Raw genomic sequence first — 21903 nt, 5'->3', positions numbered from 1 at the left:
TTGGTTACGTAGGGAGGGTATGAGATGAGGCTGGAACGATTAAATTACAATAAGATAAAAATTTTTCTAACATTTGATGATTTATCTGAACGAGGATTAACGAAAGAAGATTTATGGAGAAATGCACCGAAAGTACAGCAATTATTTCGTGATATGATGCAAGAAGCAAATAAGGAATTAGGGTTTGAAGCAGATGGTCCGATTGCAGTTGAAGTGTTTTCTCTACAAGCACAAGGGATGGTTGTAATTGTAACGAAAGAAAATCAAGAAATGGATACAGATGATGAGTTCCGTGACGAGTTTATTGAAATGCAAGTGACTCTAGATGAAAGTGAGCATATATTATATGAGTTTGCTACGCTAGATGACGTAATTAACCTGTCGAATCGCTTATATAACCTTGGTGTAACTGGCGGAAAGCTATATACGTGGGATGAGCGCTTCTATCTTTGGGTGGAAGAAGAGGAACAAATTCAATTGTTAAAGGCGGATTTTATAGCTATTTTAGCGGAATACGGTAATCCGTCTACAGCAACCATTTATCGCATCATGGAGTACGGTAAAGAATTAATGGATGTTAACGCGATAGAGCAAATACACAATTACTTTGTGAAAAAACAAAACCTCAGCTAATACAACATAGCTGAGGTTTTGTTTTTATTTGGAGAAGGGAAGGGATGATTGTAAATACTCGAACATACTTTTTGAAAATAAAATATGCAGTTTTATAGGAGTGTGGTTGATGAAAATAAAAAACATTTAAATATTTAAGTATTTTACTTTTCTAAAAGTAATAAAAGGACTATAATAATAGTGAAAACGCTTGCAACAGAAAATAGTTTGTATATATTTGTTAGCGTTTTCTATTGCATTCCAAATTTAAGGGTGTATACTAGGCAATGAAGGTTTACTAAACAAGTGAAATTACAGGGGGTTTACTTACTATGGTAGCCGAAAAGGGAACTCAAACAAAAACACAACAACAAAGGGAACAACATTTTGAACTATTGAATTCAACACAAATTGTTATTAGTGAAGCGTTAGAAAAATTGGGTTATCCAAACGAAGTATATGAATTATTAAAAGAACCAATTCGTATGATGACAGTGAAAATACCAGTTCGTATGGATGACGGGACTGTTAAAATATTTACAGGATATCGTGCGCAACATAATGATGCTGTTGGTCCAACGAAAGGTGGAATTCGCTTCCATCCGAATGTAACAGAAAATGAAGTGAAAGCACTTTCAATCTGGATGAGTTTAAAATGTGGTATTGTTGATTTACCATATGGTGGAGGTAAGGGTGGAATTATTTGTGATCCACGTGAAATGTCATTCCGTGAGTTAGAAAGATTAAGCCGCGGTTATGTACGAGCAATTAGCCAAATCGTAGGACCGACGAAAGATATTCCAGCTCCAGATGTATTCACAAACTCTCAAATTATGGCATGGATGATGGATGAGTATAGCCGTATTGATGAATTTAATTCACCAGGATTTATTACAGGTAAACCGCTTGTACTAGGTGGATCACATGGACGTGAAACAGCAACAGCGAAAGGTGTAACAATTTGTATTCGCGAAGCTGCGAAAAAACGTGGAATTGATATTAAGGGTGCACGCGTTGTTGTTCAAGGATTCGGTAATGCTGGTAGCTTCTTAGCTAAATTTATGCATGATGCAGGTGCGAAAGTTATTGCAATCTCAGATGCTTACGGCGCGTTACATGATCCAAACGGATTAGATATTGATTATCTATTAGACCGTCGTGATAGCTTCGGTACAGTAACAAAGCTATTTAACAATACAATTTCAAACAAAGAATTGTTAGAAATTGATTGCGATATTTTAGTTCCAGCTGCAATTGAGAACCAAATTACAGAAGAAAATGCTAATGATATTAAAGCGAAAATCGTTGTTGAAGCTGCAAATGGTCCAACAACATTAGAAGCGACTAAAATTTTAACAGATCGCGGAATTTTACTTGTTCCAGACGTGTTAGCAAGTGCTGGTGGTGTAACAGTATCTTACTTTGAGTGGGTACAAAATAACCAAGGTTACTACTGGACTGAAGAAGAAGTAGAACAACGTTTAGAAAAAGTAATGGTGAGATCATTTGATTCTATTTATGAAACAGCACAAGTTCGTAAAGTGAACATGCGCTTAGCGGCGTACATGGTTGGTGTTCGTAAAATGGCTGAAGCAAGCCGCTTCAGAGGTTGGGTATAAAATATTATATCTTGAGAAAACGTGATTTCCTTTCGAGGGAATCACGTTTTTTTGTTGAAGTATTAAATGAGGTGTTGTATATGGAGAATGAAATGTTGGAACGAGTAGAACAATTAGAAGAAAAGGTTAATAGGTTAGAGGGAGAACTCGCAAGAATGATGAAAGCTCGCAAAATAAGTACCGTTCGGATGTTCGGGGAAGGGCTACTGTTTCTGATATTTGGTGTGGTTGTAGTAGGGCCGATTATTGCCGTTGTAATCTCAATTTTTACTTGGCTTGCTGAAAAATAAAATAAAAATAAAAAAAGAACGCTTGTTCTACACGAACAAACGTGCTATACTCTCCTTAGATAAACAAAACGGAAATGATTTTAAGGAGAGATAAATGATGAAAATGACAGTAGACCAAAGATTTATGATGCCAGCAGATGTTGTAGAGCGAGTGGAAGTATTACGAAACAAACAAAGCAAGCGTGGCACATTATTACAATCGGTAAATAAATTTTTCGGTTTAGATACGAAAGAAGATTGTGTTTGGTTTTACGGTTTTTATGGAGTGGCTGTAAGTATCTTGTTGTTTATGGTGTTCACTTCAAATATTTTCGATTTTCTCTTCGCGTAAGAAATATGCGATAAGGACATTGCTACCGAATACATATATAAGGAAGTAAGGTAATCTTCTAGAGCGGGAGTTGGTAGCAATGGCGATGTTTCCTATAGAGCGCAATTATATTGGATATGGAAGTTCACGACCGGGGGTTCCTCTGACTAAAGTGAGATTTATCGTAAGCCATGATACGGGGAATCCTGGAAGCAATGCGATAGGCAATCGAGATTACTTTAATGAATTACAACCGAAAGCTTCGGCGCATACATTTATAGATGATAAAACAATATTGGAGATTATTCCTATAAATGAAGTTGCGTATCATGTTCGATATGGTGTGCCGACGGATAATGACTTATATGGCTATGACGCGAATAAGGCGGCCATTGGAGTGGAACTTTGTTATGGTGGTGATGTTAACTTTTGGGAAGCGTATAATCGTTTTACATGGTATCATGCGTATTTATGCCAAAACTTTGGCTTAAATCCGAAAAAAGATATCGTGTCACATAAAACGCTTGATCCAGCTAGAAAGATTGATCCTGAGAATGTATTAGGGAAACAAGGTATTAAATTTCAGCAGTTTTTAGCAGATGTCTATCGGATGTACGTTTCGTTTAGATGACAAATATATGAAAAATGAATACAATAAAGATAGGTGCCTACTGCTGTAAGTAGGTTTTTTCTTGTTTTTATAAATAGTGCATTGGTAGAAGACTAGGAGTGGACGAGTATGCAGAAAGAAACAGTTATTATAATCGGAGGCGGTCCGTGCGGATTAGCGGCTGCAATTTCGTTGCAAAAGGTAGGGATAAATCCGTTAGTAATTGAAAAAGGAAACATTGTAAATGCCATTTATAATTATCCAACTCATCAAACATTTTTCTCTTCTAGTGAAAAATTAGAAATTGGTGATGTAGCGTTTATTACAGAAAATCGTAAGCCATTTCGAAATCAAGCGCTTGCGTATTATCGTGAAGTAGTAAAACGTAAATCTGTACGTGTAAATGCTTTTGAGCGAGTGGAGAAAGTTCAAAAAGATGGAGAAGTTTTTCAGGTTGAGACGACAAAGCGTGACGGAAGTAAGGAAATGTATATAGGGAAATATATTGTTGTAGCAACTGGATATTATGATAATCCAAATTATATGAATGTTCCAGGTGAGGAATTGAAGAAAGTAGCTCACTATTTTAAAGAGGGGCATCCTTATTTTGATCGAGATGTAGTAGTTATAGGTGGGAAAAACTCGAGTGTAGATGCCGCGTTAGAACTTGTTAAATCTGGTGCACGTGTAACGGTACTGTATCGTGGAAGTGAGTATTCACCAAGCATAAAGCCTTGGATTTTGCCGGAATTTGAGGCGTTAGTACGAAACGGTACAATTCAAATGCATTTTGGAGCTCATGTGAAAGAGATTACTGAGCATACATTAACGTTTACAGTTGATGGTGAAGCTTTTACAATCAAAAACGATTTTGTATTTGCGATGACTGGTTATCATCCTGATCATAGCTTCTTAACGAAGATGGGTGTTCAGATTGATGAAGAAACAGGACGTCCAATTTATACAGAGGATAGAATGGAAACGAATGCTGAAAATATTTTCATTGCAGGTGTCATTGCTGCTGGAAATAATGCAAATGAAATATTTATCGAGAACGGTAGATTTCATGGAGATGCGATTGCGCAAACCATTGCATTAAGAGAAAAATAAAAAGGAGCTGTCGGGAAAATCTCGACAGCTCCTTTTTATTCGTGCATAAACATATTTTGAATGGATTCATGAGAATTTGTATTCTCTAATGCAACAAGTAATTTAATGCGTGCTTTTTGTGCATTTAAGCCGTATGTGAATACAATGCCCATATCTTTTAAGTGTTTACCGCCACCTTCATACGAATATACGTCTTGAACGATACCGTTGAAACAGCGAGAAACTAATACGACAGGAATACCTTTATTTAATAATCTTTCTAGGCTAGGTAGTGTTCTTGGAGGGAGGTTACCTTGTCCAAGAGCTTCGATAACAATGCCGTCTACAGGAAGATTTTCGATTGCTGCTAATAATGTATCATCCATGCCAGCATATGCTTTTAGAACAACTACATTTTTAGACACTTTGTTTATCGTATATGATTCGCGATGTACTAAAGCGTGATGGAAGACAACGCCGCGTTTTGTTACCATTCCAATTGGTCCGTATTGTGGACTTTGGAATGTTGCGACATTACTTGTATGTGTTTTTGTTACATTTGTAGCGCAATGAATTTCGTCGTTTAATACGACTAAAACACCTTTTTCTGCAGCTTCATCACAACTAGCAACTTTTACAGCTGATAAGAAGTTATATAGACCATCAGCACCTAACTCATTGCTAGAGCGCATTGCACCTGTCACTACGATCGGAATAGTTGCTTGTACTGTTAAATCTAAGAAATAAGCTGTTTCTTCTAATGTATCCGTACCATGCGTAATAACTACGCCATGAATGTTGTCTTGTTTTACTCTTTCATCAATGATGACTTGTAATTGTAACATTTCGCTCGGTGTCATATGAGGAGATGGTAGATGGAACACATCTTCAACGATTAAATCAACATCGCCTTCTAAATCAGGAATGAATTTTAAAAGAGGATTTTTTTTACCTGGTTGTACGACCCCAGTTTCTTTATCTTCCTCCATTGCAATTGTTCCACCTGTGTGTAAAACTAGGATTCTTTTCAATGCTTATACCCCTTTCAAGTAAAAAAATACATTTAGAACATAACATGTTTTGAGTAAATTCGACAATGGAAATGTATAAAAGTATGCCTCGAAAATGACAATAAAATTAACTGCTATATGTACGATGTATAAAATTACGAAACGAAATGTGCAAATATAGTATAGGAGGGAGAAATTACGTTGAAAAAGATGGAGAGAATTTTTATTCGTATATTGATAATACAATTCATTTGTCTTTCTGTTGTACAATTGTTATTTATACATAAGTCATCAGTGAAATATTTATCTAAAATTGTTTATTATGAGGGTGTTATGGTAAAAAACAAAGTGGAAATCTTGCAGGTGAATCGGTAGTTTTCATTTTCTTCTATGAAGGATTATGCTACAATAATTGAGGATTTAATGACGTGAAGCAAATGAGAAGAAGCAGGGTGAACACCTGCTTTTCGTTTTGTTTTATAAGTGAAAAAATGAGGTGTTACAATGGATAAACGAATTTCAATTGCTATAGATGGTCCAGCAGCTGCAGGGAAAAGTACAGTGGCAAAAGTTGTTGCGAAGGAACTTTCTTATGTTTATATTGATACAGGCGCAATGTACCGTACGCTTACATATGCAGCCCTTGAACAAAAAGTAGACATTGAAAATGAAGAGCAGTTAATGGAAGTTGTAAAGAATGTAAATATTGAGTTTCAGCAAGGAGAAAATACACAGCTTGTATTTTTAAATGGACAAGATGTTTCTGAAGTAATTCGTACACCTGATGTGACGAATCGAGTATCTATTGTAGCGAAACATCGCCTTGTTCGTGAAGAAATGGTACGTCGTCAGCAAGAGTTAGCGAAAAAAGGCGGCGTTGTAATGGACGGCCGTGATATTGGTACACATGTATTACCGGATGCTGAAGTGAAAATCTTTATGCTTGCTTCTGTTGAAGAAAGAGCGGAAAGAAGGCATTTAGAAAATTTAAATAAAGGTTTCGATTCTAATTTAGAGCAGCTAAAAGAAGAAATTGCTCAGCGTGATAAATTAGATTCAGAACGCGAAGTTTCTCCACTAAAAAAGGCTGATGATGCATTGGAATTAGATACGACTTCTTTATCAATTGAAGAAGTTGTCCAAAAAATTATGAGCATTGTTTCTGGAGTGTTTGCGAAATAAAGAAAGGGGATAATCCTCTTTCTTTTTTTGTTTAAATAGAAATGTAAAGGATACGTGAATTGTGAGTCTCTTTCCTTGACAAATGAGCTGATTTGTAAGAAGTTAGTTAAAGAGGAATAAAACTGTCAGAATATATTCGCTATTATATTTCAAAACATACTTTTTTCAAGCTGGTTTTGCTGTATACTATTTATATAGGTGTAATATATTTTCTTGTGAATGTTATTGAAAAAGAGTATGTGATGAGAAATTCTTAAACATGCAAATGAAAACTTTGTTTTCATTTCGTATATACATAAAAAATGCTTTGTCAATTCTGTAGGGAGGTATTTCCATGGTAGAGAAAATGAATGAAGAAGTTATGGATTCAAAAGAATTACAAGTTGGTGACGTTGTTACAGGTTCTGTAACGAAGGTTGAAGAGAAACAAGTGCTTGTAAATGTTGGATACAAAACAGATGGCGTAATTCCAATTAGTGAATTAGCTAACGTTCATATTGAAAAAGCAAGCGATGTTGTAGAATTAGATCAAACACTAGAGTTGAAAATTATTAAATTAGAAGAAGATGATCTTGTCTTATCTAAACGTGCTGTTGATGCAGAAAAAGCATGGGTAGAACTACAAGAGAAATTTACTTCTGGTCATGTATTTGATGTTACTGTAAAAGATATTGTGAATGGCGGATTAGTTGTGGACCTTGGTGTTCGCGGTTTTATTCCAGCTTCACTTGTAGAAGTACATTATGTAGAAGACTTTACTGACTATAAAGGTAAAACATTAGCTGTGAAAATTGTTGAATTAGACCGTGAAAAAAATCGTGTAATCCTTTCGCATAAAGCGGTAGTAGAATTAGAACTAGATTCTAAGAAAAAAGAAGCAATTTCTTCATTAAAAGAAGGGGACGTTGTTGAAGGAACAGTACAACGATTAACTGACTTTGGCGCATTCGTTAATGTTGGTGGAGTGGACGGTTTAGTTCACATTTCACAAATTTCACACGAACGTGTAGAGCAACCTTCTGAAGTGTTAGAGCAAGGTCAAAAGGTTAAGGTAAAGGTGTTATCTGTTGATGCTGATACACAACGTATTTCTTTATCAATTAAAGCAGCTCAACCAGGACCTTGGGAAAACGTTGCTGGCGAAATAAAAGCTGGAGATATTCGTGAGGGAGTAGTAAAACGCCTTGTTACATTTGGTGCATTCGTTGAGATTTTACCGGGCGTTGAAGGACTTGTACACGTATCTCAAATTGCAAATCGTCACGTGAAAAATCCGAATGAAGTATTGGAAATGGGACAAGAAGTAAAAGTGAAAGTACTTGAAGTTCACGTAGCAGAGAAACGTATTTCTTTAAGTATAAAAGAAGCGCTTGAGGAAAATAATGTAACTGAAGATTATAGTCAGTATGAGCCAAATGCTGATTCTGCTACTTTCCAATTAAGTGATATTATTGGTGAACAACTGAAAAAATTAAAGAAATAATGAGGGGTACAAGTGGTAAGGGCAAAACGTAAATTAGATCATATTGAATACGCTCTTTCTACTGGTCAGTCTCGTACGCATGGCTTTCATGATATTGATTTTGTGCATCAAAGCTTGCCAAATTCAAATTATGACACAATAACATGTGAAACAAAAATCGGCGAACTTTCACTAAGTTCGCCGATTTTTATCAATGCGATGACTGGTGGTGGAGGAGAGAAAACGTTACATATTAATGAGCAATTAGCATATGTAGCGAAACATCATAACCTTGCTATGGCTGTAGGTTCGCAAATGGCGGCGTTAAAAGATGAAAGTGAAGCTGCTTCTTATAAGGTGATCAGAAAGGTAAATCCAAATGGTATTTTCTTTGCTAATTTAGGTAGTGAGGCAACTATCGAACAGGCAGAGCGTGCCGTTGATATGATTGAAGCGAATGCATTGCAAATTCATTTAAATGTCATACAAGAGTTAACGATGCCAGAAGGAGACCGTGATTTTACTGGAGTACTTCAGCGCATTGAGAAAATTGTTTTAAATAGTAAAGTTCCTATCATTGTAAAAGAAGTTGGATTTGGGATGAGTAAGGAAACAGTGCAGCAGTTAGCGAACGTAGGTGTAACAGCAATTGATATTGGTGGGCAAGGTGGTACGAATTTTGCTGCTGTTGAAAATGAAAGAAGACAGCGAATGCTTTCTTATTTTAATAACTGGGGCATACAAACAGCAACCTCGATTATTGAAGCAACCTCTACAAATAATAACCTCTCTTTTATTGCATCTGGGGGCATACAAACAGCGCTTGACGTAGCGAAAGCGATCGCATTAGGGGCGAATACAACTGCGTTTGCTGGTTACTTTTTACGTATTTTAATGCAAGATGGTATCGAGAAGTTAGTGGATGAAATTGAGCTTCTACATACAGATTTGAAATTTATAATGACAGCTCTTGGTGCGAAAACGATAGAAGAGTTGCAATCTGTACCTCTTGTTGTAAAGGGTGAAACGTATCATTGGTTAATGCAGCGTGGTATTGATACTGCGCATTATAGTAGGAGATAAAAAATCAACCGTTCGGTTGATTTTTTTTGTTCTATTCTTTTTCGTAATATAAAGTGGAGAAAGGAATTAGTATTATATAAAAATATCATTTCGTAAAAATTGCAATTGAAAAAGGGTTGAAAAATGTAGATGGTGTGTTGTCGAATTACTGGAGAGAACTTAATTTTTAATAGGAATAGGTGAAGATAAAAAGAAGTAATGGGAGGATATAGTGTGAAAAATATTATTTCAATATAAATAGAAAACATTAAACTGATTATGTAAAAGACGGTTTCGTACAATATCGAAACCGTCTTTTTGCATTAATTAGTGCTGGTTTTGTTTTCGAGCCTGTTCTGGTGTATCAAGTCCAGTTGCACCTGGATATTGTAGTGATTGATCACGATCGGATTCAACGCGGCGTGATTCTCGTAGTTTTCGTTCTTGGCGATCTTTACCCATAATGAATAACACCTCCTTGTTAAAAGTGTTGCTGTTATAAGAAAAAACTATGCGTAAATAAAGTGGATTAACTTTCATAAAAAGTTCCCATAATGGAAAACATAGGAGGTGAAGTTGATGGATGGAAGTACTTTTTATTTTGTAGCTTGGATAGGGTGGATCATTGTAACCTTTTTTATGAAAAAGGACCTTATTCGGTGGAAGTTAGGCGCTTGTATACTGATTTTTATAATTTGCTCTCCGTTACATGTAACGATCGCCTCATTCGTGGTATCAGTAAATGCTCTTTTACTTTGTATTATTTCTTTTATAGGGATCACGCTATATTCTGTCTGGAAAAAATTATATAGCTTACTTTCGGCGCTTATTATTGCAATGTTATATACAAGTTTTCATCTGTTAGAAATATATGATCCGATTTGGATTGTGGTGGATAGAGTGTTTCTGCTAAGTAGTGCTCTTGTGTATGCATCGGTGTTATTGCATGGAGATCGCATATTACGATTATGTTCTCTATATGTAGGGATGTTACAAGGAGAGCTGCTAGTGACATTTATTTTTAGGAAATTGAATTTTCCATATGATTACGGTAGTTTAGCATTTTTTGATATCGTCGCCATTTCTACATTATTCATGGCAATATTGTTTTGGATTGCAAAAGCATCAGTATACATGGAACGGTTTAAGAGAAAAACACGTAAAAGAAAGGCGAGGGTAATACATGACTGAATATACACCAGCCATTTTATGCGGCGTAATAGCGGGGACAGTTACAAGGGTGCTAATGCTTCGGACGGATACGCGGCAATATCCGACGAGGCTACATGGGAAAATTATTCATATTGCAATGGGGTTAATTGCAGCTGCTTTAGGAGCGATTGCAATCCCGTCTATTTTGAAAAAAGATTTTTCTGCCATTACATTTCTTACATTAGCAGCGACACAATTTCGTGATGTACGTAATATGGAAAGAAATACGCTTCAACAATTAGATGGGTATGAGCTCGTACCGCGTGGAAATACATACATTGAAGGAATTGCATTAGTTTTTGAAAGTCGCAACTATTTGGCGATGTTAACGTCGTTTGTGACGACGTTTGCATATATAGGGTTTCGTTCGTGGATTGCTGGAGTAATTATGGCGATCATCGCATTTTTTATTGCGAAAAAATTAATGTCTGGCAGAAGGTTACATGATCTTGTTGATATCGAGCATGTTCCGCTTCGGTTTGAAGGAGCGGGGCTATATATTGATAATATTTACATTATGAATATTGGATTGCCAGCAAGACAAGAAGAAATTATGAAATATGGTATGGGTTTTATTTTAAAGCCGAAATCAATTGATGCGATGGTTACAATCTCAAATTTAGGGCAACGACAAGCTATTTTACACGATGTTTCAGTAGCGTTAGGGATTTATAGAGATTCTGGTACACCAGCGCTTGTACCGTTAGCAAAGCGTGATTTAGAGGATGGCAGGGTTGGGATTTTTGTCCTGCCGCAAGATCAAGATGCAGAGAAAGCGATAGGTGTCATAGGAAATGTACCAACGTTAGAAAGTGCTGTCCATATGTCATCGGAAGCCCCGAAAGGAAGGGGAGATAAGAGATGATGTTAGAAAGTGTTATTCTGGCAGTTATAACAACGACTCCAGAAAAATTTGCAGGTGGTGCTCCTTTATTCGTTTGCGAATCGACAGAGGAACTAGAATTTGTTGCAAATAATTTAGAGGCAATTTTAGATGGTATTGCACATCGCTTACAAGAGAATGTATATATTATTGTGAAACATTAGCAACGTGTGTTATAATGTGAGGTGTTTTGATACGTTGAGAAATATTCTGGAATGCAAATCCCTTCTTGCACAAAGAAGGGTTTTTTACATAATAAACAGAAGCAAGTTGAAAGGATGAAAGTATATGCCGAAACCAGTAATAGCGATAGTAGGTCGCCCGAACGTAGGGAAATCTACTATTTTCAATAGAATTGTTGGAGAAAGAGTTTCAATCGTAGAAGATATTCCAGGTGTAACGCGCGATCGTATTTATAGCGCTGGAGAATGGTTAAATCATGAATTTAACATTATTGATACGGGCGGAATTGATATTGGAGACGAGCCGTTTTTGACACAAATTCGTCAACAAGCTGAAGTAGCAATTGATGAAGCGGATGTTATCATTTTTATGACAAACGGTCGTGACGGTGTAACAGCAGCTGATGAAGAAGTTGCAAAAATTTTATATCGTTCAAATAAACCGGTTGTACTTGCAGTAAATAAAGTGGACAATCCGGAAATGCGCAGTGACATTTATGACTTTTATGCATTAGGATTTGGCGAACCATTCCCAATTTCAGGTACACACGGATTAGGGTTAGGTGACTTACTAGACGAAGCTGCACAACATTTTCCAAAGATTGAAGAAGATGGATATGATGAAGACACAATTCGTTTCTCTTTAATTGGACGTCCAAACGTAGGAAAATCATCACTTGTAAATGCTCTTCTTGGTCAAGAGCGTGTAATTGTTAGTAATGTAGCAGGAACAACTCGTGATGCTGTCGATACACCATATAGTAAAGATGGAAAAGATTATGTAATTATTGATACAGCTGGTATGCGTAAAAAAGGAAAAGTGTATGAAAGTACAGAGAAATATAGTGTACTTCGTGCGCTAAGAGCGATTGAACGTTCTGACGTTGTTTTAGTCGTTTTAGATGGTGAAGAAGGAATTATTGAGCAAGATAAAAAAATCGCTGGATATGCTCATGATTCAGGGCGAGCTGTTGTTATCGTTGTAAATAAATGGGATGCAGTGAAAAAAGACGAAAAAACAATGAAAGCATTTGAAGAAAATATCCGTGCTCATTTCCAATTCTTAGAATACGCACCAATTGTTTTCTTATCTGCAAAAACAAGAAAACGTACACAAACATTAATACCGGTTATCGATGAGGTAAATGAAAGTCATAGTATCCGTATTCAAACGAACGTATTAAACGATGTAATTATGGATGCGGTAGCGATGAATCCGACGCCAACTCATAATGGTAGCCGTCTGAAAATTTTCTATGCAACACAAGTTGCGGTAAAACCACCGACATTTGTTGTGTTTGTAAACGATCCAGAATTATTGCACTTCTCATATGAGCGTTTCTTAAAGAATCGCTTACGTGAATCATTTGGCTTCGTAGGAACGCCGATTCACATTATCGCTAGAGCAAGAGACTAATGGAGAGGATGTGATTTTATGACAAAAATCACAGTAGTAGGAGCAGGTAGCTGGGGAACAGCGTTAGCGATGGTATTAGCTGACAATGGACATGATGTACGTATTTGGGGAAATCGCCCAGAACTTATGGCTGAAATTAATACGAAACATGAGAATGGTCGATATCTCCCAGGCATTACATTGCCAAGCACAATCGTAGCCTACTCTTCTTTAGAAGAAGCATTAGTAGATGTAAATATAGTACTGCTAGTAGTACCAACGAAAGCGTACAGAGATGTATTACAAGAGATGAAAGAAATTGTTACTGAACCAATTACTTGGATTCATGCGAGCAAAGGAATTGAACCTGGTACGTCAAAACGTATTTCGGAAGTGATTGAGGAAGAAATTCCAGAGCACTTAATTAAAGATGTTGTTGTACTGTCTGGACCGAGTCATGCTGAAGAAGTCGGTTTACGACAAGCGACAACAGTTACGTCTGCAGCAAAGCGTATGGAAGCGGCTGAGGAAGTACAAGATTTATTTATGAATAGTTATTTCCGTGTATACACAAATCCAGATATCGTTGGAGTTGAACTTGGTGGTGCGTTAAAAAATATTATCGCATTAGCTGCTGGTATAACTGATGGTCTTGGATTAGGTGATAATGCAAAGGCGGCATTGATGACACGTGGTTTAACAGAGATTGCTCGTTTAGGAAGAAAAATGGGCGGGAATCCGTTAACGTTTGCTGGTCTAACTGGTATGGGAGACTTAATTGTAACTTGTACAAGTGTTCATAGCCGAAATTGGCGCGCTGGAAATATGCTTGGAAAAGGACACTCTTTAGAAGAAGTGTTAGAAAGCATGGGTATGGTTGTGGAAGGTGTAAGAACAACGAAAGCTGCTCATGAATTGGCAGAGAAAATGGAAGTTGAAATGCCGATTACAGCTGCTTTATATGACGTGCTGTTCAATGGGAATAACGTAAAAGATGCGGTAGGCTCATTGATGGGACGTGTTCGAAAACATGAAGTGGAAGCTATACCTGATTTACTGTAAAGAAAAGCGACAGAAGTACATTTGTACTTCTGTCGCTTTTTTTATTTTTTGGGTCTTTTCACCATTTTTTCATTTTTGCATAGGATGAAGAGTAACTTGAGGAGAGGGTGAAAAGAATGGATAATAACATTTTTAATAATATTGAGAAGGAAGCGAAAGTAAATAAAGAGGATATTTTTAAATTAGCATCATCCGTGCAAAATGCGAATTTACGTGATGAAACTGTACTTCGTCAATTAATTCATCAAGTGGCTCTTATGGCGGGACGTGAAGTGCCGAAAGAGCAAGAGGATCAAATTGTAAAAGCGATTATTAATAATAATATGCCAACAGATTTTGGCTCGTTAAGCAAAATGTTTAAAAAATAAATTATGAGAAACAAAGAGTTTGTAGATTGCATATGATAGCCATGAAAGAATGGGAATAGAGCTGTTTTTGGGCATATTTGGTCAACCGAAGCGAGAGATACAATCGCTTCGGTTTTATTTTTGTCTAGATTGGTGAGAAATGCTGGAAAACCTATTGATTAAAGTTATATATTCGCAATTTGTAGTAAAATGTTCTTTTTGTATTTGTTTAAAGATTTTAATTTGTTAAAATAGTATAAAAATAGATTAATAAAAAGGGGTGTATATATGTCAGAAGGGCTTATGAAAATGTGGTTAGCTTTAGGGGCAATTGGATTTATGTTTTTTGCAGTAAGTTTTATTTTATTAAGTAGACATAAAATAAAGAATAAATTTTTGAAAGGGATTACAGCGTTAGTAGCGTACACCCTTATGATTGTGTCAGGAATTGTTATTTTTCTTGTTGTATTTAGTGGACCTGTACAGCAGTAAATGGAATGGTCTCGAAAATACTACATACAGAGCAAATTAGATTAGTATGAAAAGGTGATGCTAGTGAAAAAATTACATATTATTTTAATATTTTGTTGTATGAGCCTTTTAACGGGGTGTCTGTATCCGAAAGAAAATATGAAGCAAAATGCGGTTCCTTATGAAGATCAGCTACAGGTTGTTCAAAAAGCTGTTGTGACATTTAAGGAGCAAAATGATGGGATATTGCCAATTAAGACGAGGGATATGAGTACACCTATTTATCAAAAGTATCCGATCGATTTTCAACAGATTGCCCCGCGTTACATACAAGAAGCGCCAGGGAATGCGTATGAAAGTGGAGGAGTATATCAATACGTATTAATAGACGTTGAAACAAATCCAACAGTAAAGTTAATTGATGTTAGGATGGCTGAACAAATTCAGGAACTATCTTTAAAGCTTAGGATATATCGTGATGAACATCAATATCCACCTTTTAAAAAAGTAATTTCAGATGGTGTATATGAATTGGATTTCAAAAAACTAGGATATAAAGATGTGCCACAAGTGACAAGCCCATATTCTGGTAAAGGACTTCCTTTTGTAATTAATGAAAAAGGAGAAGTTTTTGTTGATTATAGAATTGACTTATATGACGCTTTGAAAAAAAATGAAGGGCAGTTTGCGGAGGGAGAAGATATTCGAAATATACTTTCAAAAGGATCCCCGTTTGTACCAGCTTATTCTTTACCGTACACAGTAAAGGACGGAGAACCAATTTTTTTAAAATGATAAGTCATGAACCTTTCTTTTAGTGAATAAGTTCTAGAAGAAAGGTTTTTTATGTTATACAACTTACGATGCAAACAAAAGATATTTTTTAATAGTCATATGAAATTGGACAAAATTATATGATATATTGTCCGAACTTCTAGAATACCATTATATTATATCAGATATTATAGGCAACGTTAGAGAAGGTATTAGTTGACTATAAACGCGGAATTATTCCCAAAAATTTTGAGGGAGGGAATCACTTGGAAAAGGTAGATATTTTTAAAGATATTGCAGAACGAACAGGCGGTGATATTTATTTTGGAGTTGTAGGAGCTGTTCGAACAGGGAAATCAACATTCATTAAAAAATTTATGGAACTTGTAGTTATTCCAAACATTGAGAATGAGTCTGACCGTCAAAGAGCGCAGGATGAATTGCCTCAAAGTGCTGCTGGTCGTACAATTATGACGACGGAACCGAAGTTTGTTCCAAACCAAGCGGTTTCTATCGAAGTAGATGAAGGACTTGAAGTGAATATTCGATTAGTAGATTGTGTTGGATATACGGTTCCTGGAGCGAAGGGCTATGAAGATGAGAATGGCCCGCGCATGATTAATACCCCTTGGTATGAAGAACCTATTCCATTCCATGAAGCTGCAGAAATCGGCACGCGTAAAGTAATTCAAGAACATTCAACAATTGGTGTTGTAATTACAACAGATGGAACAATTGGTGAAATTCCAAGAAGAGATTATATAGAGGCAGAAGAACGCGTTGTAAATGAGTTGAAAGAAGTAGGAAAACCTTTCATTATGATAATTAATACGGTACAGCCGTATCATCCAGATACAGAGCAATTACGCCAAAGTTTATCAGAAGAATATGATATCCCGGTTATTGCAATGAGTGTGGAGAGTTTAAGAGAAACAGATGTATATAATGTACTTCGTGAAGCGCTATTTGAATTCCCTGTATTAGAAGTGAATGTGAACCTTCCGAGCTGGGTAATGGTGCTAAATGAAGGGCATTGGTTGCGTCAAAGTTATCAAGAAGCAGTTCAAGAAACTGTGAAGGATATAAAACGTCTTCGTGATGTGGATCGCGTTGTTTGGCAGTTTAGTCAATATGAATTTATTGATCGAGCGAGCCTAGCTGGCATTGATATGGGGCAAGGTGTGGCGGAGATTGATTTATATGCGCCAGATGAATTATATGATCAGATTTTAAAAGAAGTAGTAGGAGTAGAAATTCGAGGGAAAGATCATTTATTAAAGCTTATGCTCGATTTATCTCATGCGAAAATAGAGTACGATCAAGTGGCGGATGCACTGCGTATGGTTAAGCAAACAGGATATGGTGTAGCAGCACCTGCATTAGCGGATATGAGCTTAGATGAGCCAGAAATTATTCGTCACGGTTCAAGGTTTGGTGTGAAGTTAAAAGCGGTAGCGCCATCTATTCATATGATTAAAGTAGATGTAGAGTCAACGTTTGAGCCGATTATTGGTACTGAAAAGCAAAGTGAAGAATTAGTTCGTTATTTAATGCAAGATTTTGAAGATGACCCGTTATCAATTTGGAATTCTGATATATTTGGACGTTCACTTAGCTCGATTGTTCGAGAAGGAATTCAGGCGAAATTATCTTTAATGCCAGAAAATGCTAGATATAAATTAAAAGAAACGCTAGAAAGAATTATTAATGAAGGATCTGGCGGATTAATTGCGATTATACTATAAGAAAAAATCCCTCTCACTGTAGAGGGATTTTTTGTTTTTTTGATTATAAAATAGAAAAATAAACAGTCATTATCTAATACATTGTTGTAAATTGTCAAGTTTCATCAGATTTTCACATTTTCAGAGTAACAATTTCCTTAAAAATATTGAATTATAAAGGAGAATCGTATAATATAGGCGTTGATAATGATTTATCTACATCTTTGTAGTATAGAATTTGCAAAAATTGCCTACAAATGAAAGTAAGACTCATTTTATGATCATTATACAGTCTTATCTTTGGGAGGAGGTGAATGGCATGAACAAGACAGATTTAATCAATGCTGTTGCAGAAGCAAGTTCCCTTTCTAAAAAGGACGCAACAAAAGCAGTAGACGCTGTTTTTGATTCTATCTTAGAAGCTTTAAAACAAGGTGATAAAGTACAACTGATCGGATTCGGTAACTTCGAAGTTCGTGAGCGTGCGGCTCGTAAAGGTCGTAACCCACAAACAGGTGAGGAGATTGAAATCGCTGCAAGTAAAGTACCTGCATTCAAACCTGGTAAAGCGTTAAAAGATGCGGTTAAATAATCCTTACATATTAACAGGGAAGAAGAGTTTCCTTTTTGGGAACTCTTCTTTTTGCTTTTAAAAACATAAATATGCTAGAATGTGTTCGTATCACTTTTAGGTTTTCGGGAGGGCTAGCGGATGGCAAAAGTTAATTTAGAACAAATTGAACATGCAGTACGCCTTATTTTAGAGGCGATTGGGGATGACCCAAATCGTGAGGGAGTACTTGATACACCAAAGCGTGTTGCAAAAATGTACGCAGAAGTGTTCTCAGGTATGCATGAAGATCCGAAAGAGCATTTGCATAAAGTATTCGGAGAAGATCACGAAGAGCTTGTACTAGTAAAAGATATACCATTTTATTCGATGTGTGAGCATCATTTAGTTCCATTCTATGGAGTTGCTCACGTTGCATATATTCCGCAAGGTGGAAAGGTGACAGGGTTAAGTAAATTAGCTCGTACCGTAGATACAATTGCACGTCGCCCACAACTGCAAGAACGTATTACATCAACAGTAGCGAACTCTATTATGGAAGTACTAGAGCCTCATGGTGTAATGGTGGTAGTAGAAGCAGAACATATGTGTATGACGATGCGTGGTGTAAAAAAACCAGGTGCGAAAACAGTAACGACAGCAGTGCGTGGTGTGCTTGAAAATGATGCTGCAGCGCGCAGTGAAATTTTATCGTTTATTAAAACGAAGTAAAGAAAAGCGGGAAACTGCTTTTCTTTTTTTTTTTAGTAAATAAATGATATAGTTTTAACTAGACAGAGTGAGATTAGAAAGATTGCTTACATGAATGGCAGGTGTAGCCAAGTTTTGGTTATAGAAAATAGAGTGTATGTGTTATAATAAGTTTTATGAATTAGAAAACAAGGGTGATTTTTTGTGTGTGACATCTACGGAGGGTATGCGGGTATAAAAGAAAAATTGATGGAGAAATTACGCCATCCTTACTTTATAAACTATATTGAAGAACCATTTATTGATGAAGAAAAGATAGCATTGTTATATGGTGCTTTAAAGAGTGCAAACTTACATATAGAACAAATTGAGCATTACGTAGTAACAATTATGCTTGTACAAATTGCGCTTGATACGCATGAAAGGGTATCAAATAAAGCAGGCGAGGAAGAGATTGAATTCCATAAATGTCGTCAATTAACAGTACTTGCAGGCGATTACTATAGTGGACTATATTATTATTTATTGTCTATGAATCGTGATATTGTTTTAATTCGTGCACTTGCTGAAGGAATTAAAGAGATAAATGAACACAAAATTATGTTATACCAAAAAGCGCATGAAACGACGGATGACATAATGAAAAGCGTAGTAACGATTGAGTCTGCGCTCCTTCAAAAAACATGTGATCATTTTCATTTATCACATTGGAAGCCATTTATCACATACGTATTAGGTGGAAATCGCCTTCAAAAAGAAATTCAATTGTATGCTGATAAGCAACATTCACCTGTTTTTCAAGCTATGCAAGATGCTTTAGGGGATAAAGCAGAAGTAGTGATTATTGGTTGGATGAAGGAATTGAGAAAGAAAGAAAAACAATTTTTAGAAAATCACACAGACATAAATGAAATAAATTCTGTGTTAAGGAATAAATAGAAGACATAAGCAATTTTACATTGGAAGAAGGTACGAGCATGCAACAATCAAAAGAAGAAAGAGTACATGACGTATTTGAAAAGATTTCTGATAAATACGATGTGATGAATTCTGTAATTAGTTTTCAAAGACATAAAGCGTGGCGTAAAGAAACGATGCGAATTATGGATGTACAACCAGGTAGTCAAGCGCTTGATGTATGCTGTGGAACCGCAGATTGGACAATTGCGCTAGCTGGAGCCGTAGGTGAACAAGGAAAGGTTGTTGGCTTAGATTTCAGTGAAAATATGTTATCTGTCGGTAAGCAAAAGGTAGAGGCGTTACAATTAAAACAAGTAGAACTTCTACATGGGAATGCAATGGAACTTCCGTTTGAAGATAATACGTTTGATTATGTGACGATTGGGTTTGGTTTACGTAACGTACCGGATTATATGCACGTATTAAAAGAAATGACGCGTGTAGTAAAACCAGGTGGAAAAGTAATCTGTTTAGAAACATCTCAACCAACAATGATTGGTTTTCGACAAGGGTATATTTTATACTTTAAATATATCATGCCGTTATTTGGAAAGATGTTTGCGAAAAGTTATAAAGAGTATTCATGGCTTCAAGAATCTGCTAGTACGTTCCCAGGGATGAAAGAATTGGCTCAAATGTTTGAGCAAGCTGGACTTGAACGTGTGCAAGTGAAACCATTTACTTTCGGGGTAGCAGCGATGCATTTAGGTATTAAACCAGAATCAAAATAGAAAAAAGAAGTTTTAGGTTAAGGTGAACAATATGAAGTTACAACTTATGTACTCTTTTTTACGATCGGATATTAATGTGATAGAAAAAGAATTAAAAAAGACAGTCGCTTCTGAACAGCCATTAGTAGAAGAGGCAGCATTACAGCTTATTGAAGCTGGTGGGAAACGAATTCGTCCTGTATTTGTGTTGCTTGCAGGGAAATTTGGAGATTATAAGTTAGATGCGATTAAGCATGTTGCTGTTGCGTTAGAACTTATTCATATGGCTTCTCTTGTTCACGATGATGTTATTGATGCTGCATTTTTACGACGCGGCAGTGCGACTGTGAATGCGAAATGGGGAGATCGTATTGCGATGTATACAGGGGACTATCTGTTCGCTAAGTCTCTTGAATGTATAACAAATATCGAAATTCCAGAGGCGCATCAAGCGTTATCACATACTATTTTAGAAGTCTGTAAAGGTGAAATTGAACAAATTAAAGATAAATACAATTATGACCAAAATTTAAGAACGTATTTAAGAAGAATAAAGCGAAAAACAGCATTATTAATTGCCGCGAGTTGTCAATTGGGAGCGATTGCTGCTGGTGCTAATCGTGATACGGTAAATCGTCTATTTTGGTATGGGTATTTTGTAGGAATGTCTTATCAAATTATTGATGACATTTTAGACTTCGTTTCTACAGAAGAGAAACTTGGAAAACCTGCTGGCGGAGATTTACTACAAGGGAATATTACACTTCCTGCTTTATATGCGATGGAAGATCCAGTACTTCGTCAGAAAATCACATCTGTACATGAAAATTCAACAGCAAGTGAAATGCAAGAAATTATTGATGCTGTAAAAAATAGTACAGCAATTGATCAAGCATTTGCGTTTAGTGAACGTTATTTACATAAAGCTTTAGAAATAATAAAACCACTTCCACGTGGAAAAGCAAAGTACGCATTACAAAATGTTGCAAAGTATATTGGAAAACGAAAATTTTAATGTTTATTCTAAAAAATAAAATAATCTCTCTATTTCAAAACTATTGCACAATTGTGATAAGGGTGATAATATGTGTGTGGGGATATACAATTACATACATAATTCAGAAGTGGAGAGATTTTTTATGGAAAAAACATTTCTAATGGTAAAACCAGACGGTGTACAACGTGCCTTCATTGGGGAAATTGTAGCTCGTTTTGAGAAAAAAGGCTTTCAATTAGTTGGTGCAAAATTAATGCAAGTCACTCCGGAAATTGCTGGACAACACTACGCTGAGCATAAGGAAAAACCTTTCTTTGGTGAGTTAGTAGACTTTATTACATCTGGACCTGTGTTCGCAATGGTATGGCAAGGTGAAGGTGTAGTAGATACAGCGCGTAACATGATGGGGAAAACAAGACCACATGAAGCAGCTCCTGGAACAATTCGTGGAGATTTCGGTGTAACTGTTGCGAAAAACATTATCCATGGTTCTGATTCTTTAGAAAGCGCAGAGCGCGAGATTGCTATTTTCTTTAAAGAAGAAGAATTAGTTGACTACTCAAAATTAATGAATGAATGGATTTACTAATTATTTTGAAATAATTTGTAAACGCTTTAATCACTGTGATAATAGTAAAAAGTGCAAGGAGAATAGGGGTATTCTTCTTGCACTTTTTT

General features: G+C 36.2%; 27 protein-coding genes. 25 read left to right on the top strand and 2 right to left on the bottom strand.

Annotated elements, in window-relative coordinates; translation table 11 throughout:
• Positions 1-24 precede the first annotated feature (24 nt).
• The 6 genes from GBN78_RS20320 to GBN78_RS20295 all read left to right on the top strand — a co-directional run bounded on the left by GBN78_RS20320 (position 25) and on the right by GBN78_RS20295 (position 4551).
• Positions 25-633, top strand: a complete 609-nt coding sequence (locus GBN78_RS20320) for a genetic competence negative regulator (RefSeq protein WP_001235402.1) — start codon at positions 25-27, stop codon at positions 631-633.
• A gap of 311 nt (positions 634-944) precedes the next feature.
• Positions 945-2231, top strand: coding sequence for an NAD-specific glutamate dehydrogenase (gene gudB, locus GBN78_RS20315; RefSeq protein ID WP_025967067.1), 1287 nt, complete (start codon positions 945-947; stop codon positions 2229-2231).
• 80 nt (positions 2232-2311) lie between these two features.
• On the top strand, positions 2312-2521 hold the full coding sequence (locus tag GBN78_RS20310) for a hypothetical protein (RefSeq protein WP_025967068.1): 210 nt from the start codon (positions 2312-2314) through the stop codon (positions 2519-2521).
• A gap of 94 nt (positions 2522-2615) precedes the next feature.
• Positions 2616-2852, top strand: a complete 237-nt coding sequence (locus GBN78_RS20305; protein WP_001983018.1) for a DUF3961 domain-containing protein — start codon at positions 2616-2618, stop codon at positions 2850-2852.
• A 79-nt stretch (positions 2853-2931) separates the two neighbouring features.
• The gene (locus tag GBN78_RS20300) at positions 2932-3462 is read left to right on the top strand and encodes a peptidoglycan recognition protein family protein (RefSeq protein WP_025967069.1); all 531 of its coding nucleotides are present in this window, start codon (positions 2932-2934) and stop codon (positions 3460-3462) included.
• 108 nt (positions 3463-3570) lie between these two features.
• Complete coding sequence (locus GBN78_RS20295; protein ID WP_001168509.1) at positions 3571-4551, top strand: YpdA family putative bacillithiol disulfide reductase; 981 nt, start codon at positions 3571-3573, stop codon at positions 4549-4551.
• Positions 4552-4586: 35 nt separating this feature from the next.
• Here the strand turns inward: GBN78_RS20295 and ansA are convergent, their stop codons facing one another.
• Positions 4587-5561, bottom strand: a complete 975-nt coding sequence (gene ansA / locus GBN78_RS20290; RefSeq protein ID WP_000822026.1) for an asparaginase — start codon at positions 5559-5561, stop codon at positions 4587-4589.
• Positions 5562-5741: 180 nt separating this feature from the next.
• Between ansA and GBN78_RS30315 the strand changes: the two genes are divergently transcribed.
• From GBN78_RS30315 to GBN78_RS20275, 4 genes are all read left to right on the top strand, one after another.
• Positions 5742-5915: a YpfB family protein gene (locus tag GBN78_RS30315; protein WP_000738057.1), complete on the top strand. Its 174-nt coding sequence runs from the start codon at positions 5742-5744 to the stop codon at positions 5913-5915.
• 129 nt (positions 5916-6044) lie between these two features.
• The gene (gene cmk / locus GBN78_RS20285) at positions 6045-6722 is read left to right on the top strand and encodes a (d)CMP kinase (RefSeq protein WP_000361252.1); all 678 of its coding nucleotides are present in this window, start codon (positions 6045-6047) and stop codon (positions 6720-6722) included.
• Positions 6723-7056: 334 nt separating this feature from the next.
• Positions 7057-8205 carry a 30S ribosomal protein S1 gene (gene rpsA, locus GBN78_RS20280; RefSeq protein ID WP_000229559.1) on the top strand — a complete coding sequence of 383 codons (1149 nt, stop codon included), beginning with the start codon at positions 7057-7059 and terminating at the stop codon, positions 8203-8205.
• A gap of 12 nt (positions 8206-8217) precedes the next feature.
• Positions 8218-9267, top strand: coding sequence for a type 2 isopentenyl-diphosphate Delta-isomerase (locus GBN78_RS20275; RefSeq protein ID WP_000251037.1), 1050 nt, complete (start codon positions 8218-8220; stop codon positions 9265-9267).
• Positions 9268-9573: 306 nt separating this feature from the next.
• On the opposite strand, the gene GBN78_RS20270 is transcribed toward GBN78_RS20275, so the two are convergent.
• Positions 9574-9708 carry a YpzI family protein gene (locus GBN78_RS20270; protein ID WP_000513900.1) on the bottom strand — a complete coding sequence of 45 codons (135 nt, stop codon included), beginning with the start codon at positions 9706-9708 and terminating at the stop codon, positions 9574-9576.
• Positions 9709-9825: 117 nt separating this feature from the next.
• Between GBN78_RS20270 and GBN78_RS20265 the strand changes: the two genes are divergently transcribed.
• The 15 genes from GBN78_RS20265 (at position 9826) to ndk (ending at position 21814) form a co-directional block, all read left to right on the top strand.
• Positions 9826-10437, top strand: coding sequence for a YphA family membrane protein (locus tag GBN78_RS20265; RefSeq protein ID WP_000349095.1), 612 nt, complete (start codon positions 9826-9828; stop codon positions 10435-10437).
• Positions 10430-11323 (top strand): YIEGIA family protein, encoded by an 894-nt coding sequence (locus GBN78_RS20260; protein ID WP_000141601.1) that lies wholly within the window; start codon positions 10430-10432, stop codon positions 11321-11323. The genes GBN78_RS20265 and GBN78_RS20260 overlap by 8 nt, the downstream gene beginning before the upstream one ends.
• On the top strand, positions 11320-11505 hold the full coding sequence (locus GBN78_RS20255; RefSeq protein WP_000979059.1) for a capping complex subunit for YIEGIA: 186 nt from the start codon (positions 11320-11322) through the stop codon (positions 11503-11505). Before GBN78_RS20260 ends, GBN78_RS20255 begins: the two co-directional genes overlap by 4 nt.
• A 124-nt stretch (positions 11506-11629) precedes the next feature.
• On the top strand, positions 11630-12940 hold the full coding sequence (gene der, locus GBN78_RS20250; protein ID WP_001125893.1) for a ribosome biogenesis GTPase Der: 1311 nt from the start codon (positions 11630-11632) through the stop codon (positions 12938-12940).
• Positions 12941-12958: 18 nt separating this feature from the next.
• Positions 12959-13981 carry an NAD(P)H-dependent glycerol-3-phosphate dehydrogenase gene (locus GBN78_RS20245; RefSeq protein ID WP_000161761.1) on the top strand — a complete coding sequence of 341 codons (1023 nt, stop codon included), beginning with the start codon at positions 12959-12961 and terminating at the stop codon, positions 13979-13981.
• Positions 13982-14097: 116 nt separating this feature from the next.
• Positions 14098-14349: a stage VI sporulation protein F gene (locus tag GBN78_RS20240; protein ID WP_000369754.1), complete on the top strand. Its 252-nt coding sequence runs from the start codon at positions 14098-14100 to the stop codon at positions 14347-14349.
• Between the two features lie 267 nt (positions 14350-14616).
• Positions 14617-14820, top strand: a complete 204-nt coding sequence (locus GBN78_RS20235; protein WP_001289004.1) for a DUF2768 domain-containing protein — start codon at positions 14617-14619, stop codon at positions 14818-14820.
• A gap of 63 nt (positions 14821-14883) precedes the next feature.
• Positions 14884-15594 (top strand): hypothetical protein, encoded by a 711-nt coding sequence (locus tag GBN78_RS20230; RefSeq protein ID WP_000733110.1) that lies wholly within the window; start codon positions 14884-14886, stop codon positions 15592-15594.
• A 245-nt stretch (positions 15595-15839) separates the two neighbouring features.
• Positions 15840-17318 carry a stage IV sporulation protein A gene (spoIVA, locus tag GBN78_RS20225; RefSeq protein WP_000416519.1) on the top strand — a complete coding sequence of 493 codons (1479 nt, stop codon included), beginning with the start codon at positions 15840-15842 and terminating at the stop codon, positions 17316-17318.
• A gap of 298 nt (positions 17319-17616) precedes the next feature.
• A complete protein-coding gene (locus tag GBN78_RS20220; protein ID WP_001043860.1) occupies positions 17617-17889 on the top strand; it encodes an HU family DNA-binding protein in 273 nt (90 codons plus the stop codon).
• Between the two features lie 120 nt (positions 17890-18009).
• Positions 18010-18579, top strand: a complete 570-nt coding sequence (folE, locus tag GBN78_RS20215; protein WP_001151482.1) for a GTP cyclohydrolase I FolE — start codon at positions 18010-18012, stop codon at positions 18577-18579.
• A gap of 183 nt (positions 18580-18762) precedes the next feature.
• Positions 18763-19497, top strand: coding sequence for a heptaprenyl diphosphate synthase component 1 (locus GBN78_RS20210; RefSeq protein WP_000332851.1), 735 nt, complete (start codon positions 18763-18765; stop codon positions 19495-19497).
• Between the two features lie 38 nt (positions 19498-19535).
• Positions 19536-20249: a 2-heptaprenyl-1,4-naphthoquinone methyltransferase gene (gene menG / locus GBN78_RS20205; RefSeq protein ID WP_001187674.1), complete on the top strand. Its 714-nt coding sequence runs from the start codon at positions 19536-19538 to the stop codon at positions 20247-20249.
• Between the two features lie 31 nt (positions 20250-20280).
• Complete coding sequence (hepT, locus tag GBN78_RS20200) at positions 20281-21243, top strand: heptaprenyl diphosphate synthase component II (protein ID WP_000776077.1); 963 nt, start codon at positions 20281-20283, stop codon at positions 21241-21243.
• A gap of 124 nt (positions 21244-21367) precedes the next feature.
• Entirely contained in the window at positions 21368-21814 is a 447-nt protein-coding gene (ndk, locus tag GBN78_RS20195) for a nucleoside-diphosphate kinase (protein WP_000415883.1), read from the top strand.
• Positions 21815-21903 lie beyond the last annotated feature (89 nt).

The organism is Bacillus sp. B2-WWTP-C-10-Post-4, assembly GCF_009183805.1.
Classification (GTDB): Bacteria; Bacillota; Bacilli; order Bacillales; family Bacillaceae_G; genus Bacillus_A; species Bacillus_A cereus.
Note: the sequence above shows the minus strand (reverse complement) of the source record. Positions and strands in the feature narration are given on the sequence as shown.

What these genes read in the sequence shown, in the direction of transcription:
- GBN78_RS20320 (WP_001235402.1), top strand. Translation starts at nt 25, where the DNA reads ATGAGGCTGGAACGATTAAATTACAATAAGATAAAAATTTTTCTAACA.
- gudB (WP_025967067.1), top strand. Translation starts at nt 945, where the DNA reads ATGGTAGCCGAAAAGGGAACTCAAACAAAAACACAACAACAAAGGGAA.
- GBN78_RS20310 (WP_025967068.1), top strand. Translation starts at nt 2,312, where the DNA reads ATGGAGAATGAAATGTTGGAACGAGTAGAACAATTAGAAGAAAAGGTT.
- GBN78_RS20305 (WP_001983018.1), top strand. Translation starts at nt 2,616, where the DNA reads ATGATGAAAATGACAGTAGACCAAAGATTTATGATGCCAGCAGATGTT.
- GBN78_RS20300 (WP_025967069.1), top strand. Translation starts at nt 2,932, where the DNA reads ATGGCGATGTTTCCTATAGAGCGCAATTATATTGGATATGGAAGTTCA.
- GBN78_RS20295 (WP_001168509.1), top strand. Translation starts at nt 3,571, where the DNA reads ATGCAGAAAGAAACAGTTATTATAATCGGAGGCGGTCCGTGCGGATTA.
- cmk (WP_000361252.1), top strand. Translation starts at nt 6,045, where the DNA reads ATGGATAAACGAATTTCAATTGCTATAGATGGTCCAGCAGCTGCAGGG.
- rpsA (WP_000229559.1), top strand. Translation starts at nt 7,057, where the DNA reads ATGGTAGAGAAAATGAATGAAGAAGTTATGGATTCAAAAGAATTACAA.
- GBN78_RS20270 (WP_000513900.1), bottom strand. Translation starts at nt 9,708, where the DNA reads ATGGGTAAAGATCGCCAAGAACGAAAACTACGAGAATCACGCCGCGTT.
- GBN78_RS20265 (WP_000349095.1), top strand. Translation starts at nt 9,826, where the DNA reads ATGGATGGAAGTACTTTTTATTTTGTAGCTTGGATAGGGTGGATCATT.
- GBN78_RS20260 (WP_000141601.1), top strand. Translation starts at nt 10,430, where the DNA reads ATGACTGAATATACACCAGCCATTTTATGCGGCGTAATAGCGGGGACA.
- GBN78_RS20255 (WP_000979059.1), top strand. Translation starts at nt 11,320, where the DNA reads ATGATGTTAGAAAGTGTTATTCTGGCAGTTATAACAACGACTCCAGAA.
- der (WP_001125893.1), top strand. Translation starts at nt 11,630, where the DNA reads ATGCCGAAACCAGTAATAGCGATAGTAGGTCGCCCGAACGTAGGGAAA.
- GBN78_RS20245 (WP_000161761.1), top strand. Translation starts at nt 12,959, where the DNA reads ATGACAAAAATCACAGTAGTAGGAGCAGGTAGCTGGGGAACAGCGTTA.
- GBN78_RS20240 (WP_000369754.1), top strand. Translation starts at nt 14,098, where the DNA reads ATGGATAATAACATTTTTAATAATATTGAGAAGGAAGCGAAAGTAAAT.
- GBN78_RS20235 (WP_001289004.1), top strand. Translation starts at nt 14,617, where the DNA reads ATGTCAGAAGGGCTTATGAAAATGTGGTTAGCTTTAGGGGCAATTGGA.
- GBN78_RS20220 (WP_001043860.1), top strand. Translation starts at nt 17,617, where the DNA reads ATGAACAAGACAGATTTAATCAATGCTGTTGCAGAAGCAAGTTCCCTT.
- folE (WP_001151482.1), top strand. Translation starts at nt 18,010, where the DNA reads ATGGCAAAAGTTAATTTAGAACAAATTGAACATGCAGTACGCCTTATT.
- menG (WP_001187674.1), top strand. Translation starts at nt 19,536, where the DNA reads ATGCAACAATCAAAAGAAGAAAGAGTACATGACGTATTTGAAAAGATT.
- hepT (WP_000776077.1), top strand. Translation starts at nt 20,281, where the DNA reads ATGAAGTTACAACTTATGTACTCTTTTTTACGATCGGATATTAATGTG.
- ndk (WP_000415883.1), top strand. Translation starts at nt 21,368, where the DNA reads ATGGAAAAAACATTTCTAATGGTAAAACCAGACGGTGTACAACGTGCC.